A 13013-nucleotide genomic window follows, 5' to 3' on the forward strand; every position below is an offset into this window, starting at 1 on the left:
CAAACGGGCGTGCAGATCCATCAGGATGGAGCAAAACCCCGGACGCCCGCCGGGGCAGCCCGCGCAGGCACCCTCTACACATGCCCCATGCATCCACAGATCAGGCGGTCGGAGCCAGGCAACTGCCCGATCTGCGGCATGACCCTCGAACCGGAGATGCCGTCGGTGGAAACTGGCCCGAGCGCCGAACTTGTGGACATGTCCCGCAGGTTCTGGATCGGACTCATGCTCTCGCTGCCGGTGCTGGCCCTCGAGATGGGCGGCCATCTGACAAATCTCCATATGGTGATTGGAGCGCAGGCCTCGAACCGGCTGCAGCTTGCGCTTGCGACACCGGTCGTGCTGTGGGCCGGATGGCCATTCTTCGCACGGGCGTGGCAGTCGCTGGTCGAACGAAGCCTCAACATGTTCACGCTGATCGCCATGGGTACAGGTGTGGCCTGGGCCTACAGTGCTGTTGCGACAGCTGCCCCCGGTCTCTTTCCAGAAACCTTCCGATCGGCCGAGGGGGCGGTGGCGGTTTATTTTGAAGCGGCAGCCGTCATCACGGTGCTGGTTCTGCTGGGGCAGGTCCTGGAACTTGGAGCACGCGAGCAAACAGGAGGCGCTATTCGTGCGTTGCTCGACCTGGCTCCCACATCCGCACGACGCGTCCGTCCCGACGGGACAGACGAAGACATCACCCTGGAGGCCGTCGTGGTCGGCGATCGTCTGCGCGTCCGTCCTGGAGAGAAGGTTCCCGTCGACGGCGTGCTTGTCGAGGGCCGAAGTTCCCTCGACGAGTCCATGATCACCGGCGAGTCGATGCCCGTCACCAGGCAGGTCGGGGGATCCGTCATCGGTGGGACGATGAACCAGACCGGCAGCTTCGTCATGGAGGCCAGGAAGGTCGGCCACGACACGATGCTCTCGCGCATAGTCCGGATGGTGGCAGACGCGCAGCGCTCGCGCGCGCCGATCCAGCGGCTGGCGGACGAAGTCTCCGGCTGGTTCGTTCCAGCAGTGATCTTGATCGCCGTCGTGGCATTCGCTTCCTGGATGATCTTCGGGCCGGAACCCCGTTTCGCCCATGGCCTGGTCGCTGCGGTCGCCGTCCTGATCATCGCCTGCCCCTGCGCCCTTGGGCTTGCAACGCCAATGTCGATCATGGTCGGCGTCGGCAGAGGGGCCGGCATGGGCGTGCTCATCAAGAATGCGGAGGCCCTTGAGCGTTTTGAGAGGGTCGATACGCTTGTGGTTGACAAGACCGGAACTCTGACCGAGGGCAAACCGAAGGTGACATCCGTGGAACCCGCCAACGGTCTTTCCGATACCGAAGTTCTGCGGCTTGCGGCGACGCTCGAGCGTGCAAGCGAGCACCCCATCGCCGCTGCCATTGTCGATGCTGCGAACGAACGCGGACTGCCGCTTGGCAAAGCCGAGGATTTCGACAGTCCCGTCGGAAAGGGCGTGACAGGCATTGTCGACGGCCAACGGCTCGTGATCGGCAGCCATCGGATCATGGAGGAGGCCCGCATCGTCGTATCGGATCTGACCCCGCGGGCTGAGGCATTGCGCAACGAAGGCGCAACAGTCGTGTTCGTGGCCATCGATGGAGTTGCCGGCGGCCTGGTCGCGATTGCCGATCCTATCAAGGCGACCACGCCGGCGGCCGTGCAGGCACTGCTCGACGAGGGCGTACGCGTCGTCATGCTGACCGGCGACAACAGAACGACCGCTCAGGCGGTTGCCCGCCGGCTCGGCATTTCCGAGGTCGAGGCCGAGGTCCTGCCCGAACACAAGAGTGCGATCGTTGAACGGCTGCGCAAAGAGGGCCGGATCGTGGCGATGGCCGGTGACGGGGTCAACGACGCCCCCGCGCTGGCCGCCGCCGACGTCGGGATTGCCATGGGATCGGGCACCGACGTCGCGATCGAAAGCGCCGGCGTCACTCTGCTGAAAGGCGATCTGCAGGGCATCGCCCGGGCGCGCAAGCTGAGTCATGCGACGATGCGCAACATCAGGCAGAACCTGTTCTTCGCTTTCGTCTACAATGCCGCAGGCGTGCCGATCGCAGCCGGTGTGCTCTATCCGGCGTTTGGGCTTTTGCTCTCTCCCGTCATTGCCGCCGCCGCGATGGCGCTGTCGTCCGTAAGTGTCATCGGGAATTCGCTGAGACTTCGAAGCGTTCGGGTCGCCCAGCTTGAATAGCGGCAAGCGGGACGGGGGGTGGAGCATCCGCGTCCCGCCTTGTTTTGTGACCGGCAGGCAGAGGCGCCATGCATCGAGCGCCCATTCGGGAAATCGATGACGTAAAGACGGCCTTCCGGAGATCCTCTTTCCAATTGCCAACTGTGCTTGCCGGCGGGCCTATCGGGTACTCGATTCCCGCCGCCGCAACTGCCGCCGGAGCTGCGCATCTGACGCATGCTCTATGGCCGATGGGTCCAATATAGGACAGCTTCCCGTCGCCATTCGTTTCATCGATCTGGATCCGGGCGTCATAGTCGTAACCAGCGTCCGTAGACGCGACGCTCTCGGCCGGCCCGACGGACGAGGCAGGACATACCATCGATATGAATGACGCAAAGATATGCATGCACCTCTGTCACGGCTTATGCGGGCGGGAACCCATAGCCCCCATACGCTCCGGGCATCGCCCGAGCCAGGCAGGCCGAAATAAGCCGCAAGATCAACATTCACCCGCGCACCTGCTCAACGGAAGGCGGCTCGCCAGCGGCCTGCGCGGCCAATCCCTGCCAGCCATGGATGCCGATGTAGAGGCCGACCGCGATGATCAGCAGGCTTGAGACATAGGGCGCCCGGCGTGCCAGCGTGCTGAACCACGACCAGCGTTTCGTCGCGTGCCGGACGCTGAGTGCCGCGATCGCCCCGACCGTCACCAGCGTGATGGCAAGGCCGATGGAGAAGCAGAGCACGAGGATAAAGCCCAATGTGAACTCCTTGAGCTGCAGGCAGAGCAGCAGGACGGTGATGGCGGCGGGGCACGGGATCAGGCCGCCGGTCAGGCCGAAGAGGACGATCTGCCAGGTCGTCACCTTCCGGTCGGCGAAGCGGCGGCGGATATCGTTGGCATGGGCCAGTTCATGCGCGTCCTGATAGCCATCGGTCGCGACTTCGAGCCCGCGCAGTTCCTCATGCATATGGTCGTGACCTTCGCCCTCGACGAACGAGAGGTCGTAGTCGTGGCTGTGACCGCCATGCCCGAGGCTGAGCCGCGCCATGAACTCGTGTGGTTCCGGGATTTCGGTCACGGATTCCAGATAGTCACCCCGGTCGGCGAAAGCGAAGACCCGAACGGATCCATCGGGCCGTTCCGTGCTGATCTTCACGTCGGCGGCTTGCCACGCATGGCCCCGTTCGGTCCGCAGGCGCCAGACGGGTGGCACGCCCTCCTCGAAGATCTCCAGCGAGACGACGCCATGTCCGGTATCGATCCGGCGCACCTCCTCGCCATGGCCATGACCGTGATCGTGATCGTGATCGTGATCGTGCCCATGCGCGTGATGATGAGCGTGATCGCCATGATCGTGCGAACCGTGATGTCCGTCATGCGAATGCGCGGCGGCGGTCTTTGCCATCCGCTGGTCCTGCCAGGTGCGCCAGAGCATCCACAGCGCGATGGCGATGATGATCGCCGCCGAGGCGAGCTGGAAATAGGGTTCGACGGTCTCGGCATCGACGCCGCGCCACAGATAGAGGCCGGCAAAGGCGATACCCCAGACGACGGCCGTATGCGAGATCGTCGCAGCGATGCCGAGCAGCACGGCCTGCATGACCGTTCCGCGAATCGCCACGATGAAGGCGGCCATCATCGTCTTGGAATGGCCCGGCTCCAGCCCATGCAGCGCACCGAGCAGGATCGCGCTCGGGATGAAAAGCCAGGCATGTGCGGATCCCTGGCTGAGCAGTTCGGCGAAGCCGGGCATGTCGCCTCCTTACAGGTATTTGGTGATTGCCTTGAACTCGTCGATCGACTTGCGCTGCTCGCGGTCGAGCGCGCCGACGGTCTCATCGAGGCAGTGGTCGAGATGATCCTGGATCAGCGTGCGCTTGGCATTCTCGACCGCCCTTTCGACGGCGTGAAGCTGCTGCGCGATGTCGAGGCACGGCCTGCCGGCCTCGATCATGGCGATCACGCTTTTCAGATGGCCTTCGGCGCGCTTCAGCCGCTTGACGATGTCGGGATGGGATTCGTGTCGATGTTCTGTCATGAGTCATTCCTATCCTCCTGGACAGGATATTTCAATGCCAATCCTCACCCACCCGGCCGGATGGATTTTTCTGCCCGGTTGACGCCTATTCTGCAGTGTCCTGCGAGCAGGCGGACGAATTCGTCCAAGGTAAGAAAATCGACGGCCTCACATGCGAGAGGGTACCGCATATCGGACGACAGCGACCAAGCGGGCGTAGCCGGTGGCTTCATCGAGCCCTCTTGAGGCCGGCATGGATACGTTTCCCGGAGGTTTATGCGCGCGCGCCGAGCGATCCGATAAGCAACGTCACCCCTCCAACGATCAGCACCACCGCCATTAGCTGTGCCACGCGCTTTCCGCCGGAAGCCAGCTTCTCTATGGCGACATAGAAGGCAATGCCGACGATCCACCAGACGTTCATGACGCCGCCGACAAACAGGAGCACCATCAACGCCCAGCAGCAGCCCAGGCAGTTGCCGCCATGGACGAGTCCCATGTGAAATGCCGCCGCACGCCCGGTACGCCGATGACGGGTAAGGACCTCGACCGGACTGCGACAGTGGTCAAGGCAGGCGGCCTTCATGGGAGACAGTTGGTAAAGCCCGGCACCGATCATCACCGCCGCGGCGAGATAAGTCGCGACGAGGTTCATGTACATCGCGGAAACAAATCCGCTCGCCGACAGGAGGCCTTGGACGGCGGTCGCCGCGGCACTGAACGCCGCCCATGCGGCAAGATAGCCGAAGAGAAATTCAAGCGCGCCCCAAGCGCCCCGATCTCGGTTGAGCGCTCCGTAGAGAAGAACAGCCGGCGAAGCACTCGGCACCATCATGGCGATCATCATCAGCCACCACATGACGAAGATGACAACCGCATAGCCAGGCGTCCAGATCACCGGGCTTACCATATCCGGCACGCCGGCGATGAGCGCGCCAGCAGGACCTGTCTCCATCGACATGGCGAGAGACGACATCCCTGTTCCGCCGCCCGCCAGCGTGAAGCAGGCGGAAAGAACCACGACACTCAAAAGAGACGTGACAACGATCAGGCGGTCACGGGCAAGGAGGCGTTCGACGGTTGGCTGCTTCACGGCGCACGCTCACGCGGCATGGTCGATAACGCCGTGCCCGTTCATGTAAACTCGACAGATATGCGCGTGCGTTCCCTTGTTTTTCTCAAGCGGAATCGCTCCGAACGTCTTCGTGGTGCCGCTGGCCATTTCCGCCACGCGGTATTCGAAGCCGTGCGGAAGGTTGATGCGCGCCCTATGCTCCGTGCCGGTCACCGGGTTACGGATCGGCTCGACGCCAAGTTCAAATACATCGGCCACCCGAACGTATCCGGTCCGCGTCTCCACATCGACTTGCGCATCGATCCGCTTTGTCAGCGTTTCGAGTCTGTTTGGAGACATCTTGCTGAAGACCCAGAACATGGTCGCCATATCCTCGGTGTCGCTCCCGGTGACGATCTTCTCCACGGCCTCCCGTTGCTCCGGCGTCGCACCGGAGTCGACGACCAACTGCATCGTTCCATTGCCGAGATGGATAGGGCCAGGCCACTTGACGGTCAAAGCCATCTTCACGCCGTCCAGCCGGACGTCCCCGAAATGGCCCTTCTTAATGATGAAGCCCGCAGCCGCTTCGCAACTGCCATAGGTCGGAAGAGAGTTGAACTGGCAGGGGCATCCAAAATTGCAATTGCAGTTCGCGATTTCCGTCGCGTCGATTTCCCAAGGTGTCACGTCGGCCTCCCAAGACTGGTCCCGATGACAGCTAATACAGATACCACTTAAGCAAGGTAAGCGATAGAGGCTGCTGGCAGGGAGAACAGCCTGGCGGAACCGCGACGGCGAAATCGCCTTCCTTGAATTTGCAGTGCCCGCCGACAGCCAGGCAGCCTATCAAAAACAACTCTCCCGCTTCCCCAATGGCATATTCGCAAGTCTGCGAAGCAAAAGATCGAGCTCATGGACCGGGACTTCTCGTTTCGCAGGGAGAACGAGACATTGCGCGTGTTTGAACCGGCACCCGGTGTCGCCCCCTGCGGGGACGCGGTGCTGAAAAACCGGGGCGGCTGCAGGTGATCAAAACCTGCGCGCGGAGATTTATAGCGGCTGACTTTATGGATAATTCAATTCCTTTGTCGAATGATGGAGGTGTGTGATGAGCCGCCGCAGGATTGGGCAGGAAGCATTCGGGTTTGCGGTCGGTCGGCGTGTCGCCTCTTCGCTCGATGATCTTGCCGGCCTGATCGACTGGGCAGCGGTTGACCAAGCGCTCGTCGGTATATCGTGCGCGGCCAAGGGCGAACCGGCCTGGCCACCGCTGGCCCTTTTCAAGGCGATGCTGCTGTCAATCTGCTACGACTTGTCGGACGTGACGCTGGCCGAGGCTCTCGACGATCGTGCTTCGTTTCGCCGGTCTTGCGGCTTTTCCCGCTCGAAACCCAAGCCAGAGCGCACTGCCTTCGTTCGGTTCCGCCGGAGCCTTGTCGCACACGGTCTGGATAAACCCCTGTTCGACGTGATCACCGGCCAACTCAAGGCCGGGGCAATTCGGGTGAAGACCGGTACGCTTGTCGATGCGACGATTGTTCCATTGGCAAGTGAAGATGATGGCGAGGGTCATTGGCTCAAGCACCTGGAACCGAATACATGTCCAAATCGAGGATCGCTTGGCCCGCAGGGAACAGACCTTCTGTCGCAGTGTAGCATCGCGGCTGGCGGAAACGTGAACGGCACCCACTTTCCCTGCGCTGCACATTATGCCATGTCTTGCGGCCATGAGATCGTGGTCGCTCATTCCCCGGCTGCTCTCGATCCTCGCGATCCTGGGCATACTGACTGCACCAATGGCGGCGCCATCGGTTGCGTCGGTGGCGGCTGCACGGGCAATGACGCATATGACGGACTTGGGCGCGATGCCGGACGACATGTCCTGCTGCCCCGATCAAAAACAGTCTCGCCCCGACTGCCAGAAATCCTGCCCTCTCGCGACCGTCTGCATGGCCAAATGCGTTCAAGGCACGACGCAACGGGAATTCGCCCTGTTTCGTCTTGATCGCGCCGCCAATGTCGACCGCTACACGGATCGGATGCGGGATCCTACGATCGGCGCGCCGCCCGACCGGCCTCCAAGAACCTGAATTCATCGTGGCCTTCTCAGCCGTTCGGCCAAGCGCCGGGCGGTGAATGCATGGCTTTGCACCATGGCTGCACGAACAACGATGAATTCAGGAACCAACGATGACGTTTTTTTCTTTGAAGCCCGCGGCCGCCGCGGCGCTGGCCGGCCTGACCCTTCCGGCTCTTTCCACCAACGCCTGGGCCGGCATCCAGGACTATGAATTCCAACTCGTCAGACGCGAGATCAAGCAGGGCGGCGAAGCTGAGATCGCCGTGCGGCTTATCGACAAGCGCTCCGGCAAGGCCGTCTCCGACGCAGTCATTTTCGCGCAACGCGTCGACATGGCGCCGGACGGCATGGAAATGATGGCCGCACCCATTGAGGCCGTGCCTTCGTCCGATCCCGGCGTCTACCGCTTCAAGGCGCAGATTTCCATGGCCGGCGGCTGGCGTCTTTCGCTCGGCGCCAAGGTCCAGGGCGAGATGGGCACGCTCGAAAACAAGCTCGAGTTCAAGGCCATCCCATGAGCAGGTTGGGTCGAACCGGCTTCACCCTCGCCGCAATTGTCGCGGCAGGGGTTGGTGGCCTGTGGGCCGGACAGCGTGGTGTCGTGCTGCCTGACCTTTCGTGGCTTCGTTCCGTCATCAGCGTCGATGACGTCGTGGCAGATGCCGCGACGACGGAGACAGCTGGATCAGGGCCGATCATCTATTATCGCGATCCGGACGGCCGTCCGGCCTATTCGGCAACGCCAAGGAAAACGGCGGACGGCCGAGATTTCCTGGCGGTACAGGCGAGCGAGGACGTTAGCTTTGACGTGGAGAAGCCGGCTGAGGCGACGCCCGTATCGACGGGCGGGGACAAGAAAATCCTTTATTATCGCAATCCGATGGGACTGCCCGATACCTCGCCGACCCCGAAGAAGGATTCGATGGGAATGGACTATATTCCCGTCTACGAGGGCGAGGATCAGGATAGCTCCACGGTCAAGGTGTCGCCGGGCAAGCTGCAGCGAACGGGCGTTCGCACCGCCAAGGTAGAACTCGCCCCGGTCGGGCGCGCAGTTCGTGTGCCGGGAACCGTCGTTCTCGACGAGCGCCGCATCAGCGTGGTCACCATGCGGGCTGACGCCTTCATCGAGGATGTGGCAGACGTCACCACGGGCGACAGGGTTTCGACGGATGAAAGCCTGTTCCACTTCTTCTCGAAGGAGATCGCATCCGCTGGCGCGGAATTCGTCACCGAGCAACGACAAGGCCGCAACGTTGATGACGGTACGGGCACAGCACTGAAGCTTACCAATCTTGGACTTTCCAAGCAGGTCATTGATGCGATCCGAAAGGATCTGAAGGTGCCTGCGCGCATGTCCTATGACGCACCGGTTGACGGCGTGGTGCTGGAGCGGGCCACCTCTGCAGGTATGATGGCCAAACCGGGCGACGTGCTGTTCCGGATCGCCGATACCTCACATATGTGGGTTGTGGCGGATGTGCCCGAACATCAGCTCGACTCCATACGGGTGGGCGCCGAGGCAAATATCACCATGCGCAGTCTTCCGGGCAAGGTGTTCACGGGCTCTGTCGCCCTGGTTTACCCGGAAATCCAGGAACAAACACGAACCGCGAAGGTCCGCATCGAACTTGCCAACCCGGACGGACTGCTGCTTGCCAATATGTATGCGGATGTGGAGATCAGCGCGGGCCAAGACAGACCGGTCGTTGCGGTTCCCAACAGCGCCATCATCGACACGGGAGAGCGGCAGCTGGTCTTCCTCGATCGGGGCGAGGGACGTTTCGAGCCACGTAATGTGACGCTCGGCCTTCGCGGCGAGGAGCAAACCGAGGTGACCGGAGGCCTGGAAGCCGGTGATCGCGTCGTCGTGGCGGCAAACTTCCTGCTGGACGCCGAAAGCAATCTGAACTCTGCGCTCAATGCGCTCGAGCCCGGGGAGGAAAAACCATGATCGCCAACATCATCTCATGGTCAGCACGCAATCTCGTCCTGGTCTTTGTCGCGACAGCCTTTGCCGTTCTGAGTGGTCTCTATGCGCTGAAGACCCTGCCGCTCGACGCGATCCCCGACCTCTCCGATGTCCAGGTCATCGTCTATACCGACTATCCCGGCCAGGCGCCGCAGGTGGTCGAAGACCAGGTCACCTATCCGCTGACGACGGCCATGCTCACCGTGCCGAAGTCGAAAGTGGTGCGCGGCTTCTCCTTCTTCGGCGTCTCCTTCGTCTATGTGATCTTCGAGGATGGCACCGATCCCTATTGGGCGCGCAGCCGCGTTCTCGAATATCTGAACGCGGCGGCGCAGCGCCTGCCGCAGGGTGTGACACCGGGTCTCGGGCCGGATGCCACCGGTGTCGGTTGGGTCTACCAATATGCCGTCGTCGCCAAGGAGATGACGCTCGCCGAGCTGCGTTCGCTGCAGGACTGGGTGGTGCGCTTCTCCGCCTCGAAGGCGGAAGGTGTCGCCGAGGTTGCAAGCGTCGGCGGTTTCGTCAAGCAGTACAACATCGTCGTCGATCCCTCGCGGCTGAGGGCGCAGGGCATTTCGTTGTCGATGGTGCGCGATGCGGTGCGCGCCAGCAACCAGGATGTCGGCGGACGCACGCTCGAACTCTCCGAATTCGAATTCATGGTGCGTGGCCGCGGTTACATCAAATCTCCGGCCGACATTGAAACCATCGTCCTGAGGTCGGACCGTGGCGTGCCGCTGCGCATCAGGGACGTCGCCCGGGTCGAGATCGGCCCGGACGAGCGGCGCGGTATTACCGAGCTCAATGGCGAGGGCGAGGTGGCGAGCGGCATCGTGCTGCAACGTTTCGGCGCCAATGCGTTGACCGTCATCGACAACGTCAAACAGCGGCTCGCCGATATCTCCGCCAGCCTGCCCGGCGGCGCCCAGATCGTGCCGGTCTATGACCGCTCGCAGCTGATCGAGGCGGCCGTCGAAACGCTGAAGGGTACGCTGCTGGAGGAGAGCCTGATCGTTGCTCTCGTCTGCGTGGTGTTCCTCCTGCATCTGAGGAGCGCGCTCGTCGCCATCCTGATGCTGCCGGTCGGTATCCTGATGGCCTTCGGCGCCATGAAGGCGATCGGGCTCGGTTCCAACATCATGAGCCTTGGCGGCATCGCGATTGCCGTCGGCGCCATGATCGATGCGGCGATCGTGATGATCGAGAATGCACACAAGCATCTCGAGCGTGCGCCGCCCGACAAACCGCGGGTCAAGATCCTGATCGACGCGGCGAGCGAGGTCGGCCCGGCACTGTTCTTCAGCCTTCTCGTCATCACCGTATCGTTCCTGCCGATCTTCACACTGGAATCGCAGGAAGGGCGGATGTTCGGCCCGCTCGCCTTCACCAAGACCTTTGCGATGGCAGCCGCCGCGATCCTGTCGGTGACGCTCGTCCCGGCGCTGATGGTCGTGTTCGTCCGCGGCCGGATCATTCCCGAACACAAGAATCCGATCAACCGCTTCCTGATCTGGGTCTACCGGCCGGTCATTCGCGGCGTGTTGCGGGCAAAGACGCTGACCATCCTGCTGGCACTCGTCTTGCTCGGCGCCTCCATCGGGCCGGCACGGCAGATCGGTTCGGAGTTCATGCCGAGCCTCAATGAAGGCACGCTGATGTACATGCCGACGACGCTTCCGGGCCTATCGGTGACCAAGGCGGCTGAACTATTGCAGATGCAGGACCGCATCATCAAATCGTTTCCGGAGGTCGAAAGCGTCTATGGCAAGGCCGGACGCGCGGCGACGGCCACCGACCCGGCACCGACCGAGATGTTCGAGACGATCATCAACCTGAAGCCGAAGAGCGGCTGGCGTCCGGGTGTGACCATCGACAGCCTCAAGTCCGAGATGGACAAGGCGCTGCAGTTCCCCGGTGTGTCGAACGCCTGGACCATGCCGATCCGTGCCCGCATCGACATGCTGTCGACCGGCATCCGCACGCCGGTCGGCGTCAAGGTGTTCGGCACCGATCTCACCGAGATGGAAAAGATCGCCCGCCAGATCGAAACGGTTCTCAAAACCGTGCCGGGCACATCGAGCGCCTACGCCGAACGGGTCATCGGCGGCTACTATCTCGACATCGTGCCGGATCGCGAAACGCTCGGCCGCTATGGCCTGACCGTCGGCGAGGTGCAGGATGTGATCGCCACGGCACTCGGCGGCGAGACGGTGACAACGACCGTCGAAGGCCGCGAGCGCTACGGCGTCAACGTTCGCTACCCCCGAGATTTCCGCTCGAGCCCGCAAGCGATCGCTACGGACGTGCAGGTGCCGCTCCCCGGCGGCGGCGCCGTGCCGTTGGGGGAGGTGACGAAGGTGGAACTTACCCGTGGCGCCACCTCGATCCGCACCGAGAACGGCCAGCTTGCCACCTACATCTTCATCGATATCACCGGGCGCGATCTCGGCGGTTACGTTGCCGCGGCGCAACAAGCGGTCGCCGAAGCGGTCAAGCTTCCGCCCGGCTATTCGGTCGGCTGGAGCGGCCAGTTCGAATATCTGGAAAGGGCCGAGGCGCGGATGAAGATCGTCGTGCCGGTGACGCTGCTGATCATCTTCCTGCTGCTCTATCTGAACTTCAGGGCACTGACCGAGACACTGATTGTCATGCTGTCGCTGCCCTTCGCGCTGGTCGGCGGCATCTGGCTGATGTGGTGGCTCGACTTCAACATGTCGGTGGCGGTCGCCGTCGGTTTCATCGCGCTCGCGGGTGTTGCGGCAGAAACCGGCGTCGTCATGCTGATCTATCTGGAGCAGGCCATGGCGGAGGTCAGGGCGGAGAGGAGGCAACAACGCCGCTCGTTCAGCCGCGCGGACCTCTATCAGGCAATTATGCTCGGGGCCGTTGAGCGCGTTCGGCCGAAGATGATGACGGTGGTCGCGATCATGGCAGGTCTCGTGCCGATCCTATGGAGCACCGGCACGGGATCGGAGGTGATGCAGCGCATCGCCGTGCCGATGATCGGGGGGATGATCTCGTCGACCGTCCTGACCTTGGTGGTGATCCCGGCCATCTACGGCTTGATCAAGGGATGGCGGCTGCCGCCCGCCGCCACTGAGGCGGTCATCGAAGAGGCCGGACCCCTGGTGCTCAAGGAAGCAGCCGAATGAAGGGAGGATACGATGATGAACGATATGATTACCAGTTCCATGATGTGGGGCATGGGCCTCGCGGGTCTCCTTGGCCTTGCCGTGGTCATCCTCGCGATCACGGCGCTGATCAAATATCTGTTCTTCCGTTGAGACGGCGCCCGCGGCGTGCCCCGAGGGTTTATGACGCGGGCGACCAAATCGCGCGCGCCCTTTTGGGGCAGTACAATGGTAGAGCAGATGGGGTGTCTTCCTCCCATTACGGCATCGTAACGGAGGACATCGCGTTGATGTCCCGCTAAACAACGGCAAGGGTGAACGGGCGGAGAACATTCTATGCGGCGCGCGTTCCTCTAGGCAGGATGAGGGATTTCCGAGCTTTGGCTTGCGCAGCCCGATCCCACAGGAAATCGCCCGAGAATGCAATGTGCTCCCACCCGACCGGAGACGTGTGCTCCATGAGATCGTCGGTCTGAACCGCGCCGGGTTTGCCGGAGACCGTTTGGTTTAAGTTATGCGGCCATGGCTGGTACGTCCAGCATGGCGTAGTATCGTTCTTCTGCCGCGGCGGGCGGAATGT

General features: G+C 62.4%; 9 protein-coding genes. 5 read left to right on the forward strand and 4 right to left on the reverse strand.

What is annotated here, in order from left to right:
• The first annotated feature begins 87 nt into the window (after positions 1–87).
• Positions 88–2190, forward strand: coding sequence for a copper-transporting P-type ATPase (locus LXM94_RS06645; protein ID WP_235770386.1), 2103 nt, complete (start codon positions 88–90; stop codon positions 2188–2190).
• Positions 2191–2678: 488 nt separating this feature from the next.
• Here the strand turns inward: LXM94_RS06645 and LXM94_RS06650 are convergent, their stop codons facing one another.
• From LXM94_RS06650 to LXM94_RS06665, 4 genes are all read right to left on the reverse strand, one after another.
• Entirely contained in the window at positions 2679–3929 is a 1251-nt protein-coding gene (locus LXM94_RS06650) for a nickel/cobalt efflux transporter (protein ID WP_235770373.1), read from the reverse strand.
• Between the two features lie 9 nt (positions 3930–3938).
• On the reverse strand, positions 3939–4214 hold the full coding sequence (locus LXM94_RS06655) for a metal-sensing transcriptional repressor (protein ID WP_235770374.1): 276 nt from the start codon (positions 4212–4214) through the stop codon (positions 3939–3941).
• A 253-nt stretch (positions 4215–4467) separates the two neighbouring features.
• Positions 4468–5286 carry a DUF2182 domain-containing protein gene (locus LXM94_RS06660; RefSeq protein ID WP_235770375.1) on the reverse strand — a complete coding sequence of 273 codons (819 nt, stop codon included), beginning with the start codon at positions 5284–5286 and terminating at the stop codon, positions 4468–4470.
• Positions 5287–5295: 9 nt separating this feature from the next.
• Complete coding sequence (locus LXM94_RS06665) at positions 5296–5937, reverse strand: DUF1326 domain-containing protein (protein ID WP_235770376.1); 642 nt, start codon at positions 5935–5937, stop codon at positions 5296–5298.
• 421 nt (positions 5938–6358) lie between these two features.
• Here LXM94_RS06665 and LXM94_RS06670 point away from each other — a divergent pair, with 421 nt between their 5' ends.
• From LXM94_RS06670 to LXM94_RS06685, 4 genes are all read left to right on the forward strand, one after another.
• A complete protein-coding gene (locus tag LXM94_RS06670; RefSeq protein ID WP_235770377.1) occupies positions 6359–7255 on the forward strand; it encodes a transposase in 897 nt (298 codons plus the stop codon).
• Positions 7256–7440: 185 nt separating this feature from the next.
• The gene (locus LXM94_RS06675; RefSeq protein WP_235770378.1) at positions 7441–7848 is read left to right on the forward strand and encodes a FixH family protein; all 408 of its coding nucleotides are present in this window, start codon (positions 7441–7443) and stop codon (positions 7846–7848) included.
• Positions 7845–9284, forward strand: a complete 1440-nt coding sequence (locus LXM94_RS06680; protein ID WP_235770379.1) for an efflux RND transporter periplasmic adaptor subunit — start codon at positions 7845–7847, stop codon at positions 9282–9284. Before LXM94_RS06675 ends, LXM94_RS06680 begins: the two co-directional genes overlap by 4 nt.
• Complete coding sequence (locus LXM94_RS06685; RefSeq protein WP_235770380.1) at positions 9281–12454, forward strand: efflux RND transporter permease subunit; 3174 nt, start codon at positions 9281–9283, stop codon at positions 12452–12454. Before LXM94_RS06680 ends, LXM94_RS06685 begins: the two co-directional genes overlap by 4 nt.
• Positions 12455–13013: the final 559 nt, after the last annotated feature.

Source organism: Rhizobium alarense, from assembly GCF_021555155.1.
In the GTDB taxonomy this organism is placed as follows: domain Bacteria; phylum Pseudomonadota; class Alphaproteobacteria; order Rhizobiales; family Rhizobiaceae; genus Rhizobium_D; species Rhizobium_D alarense.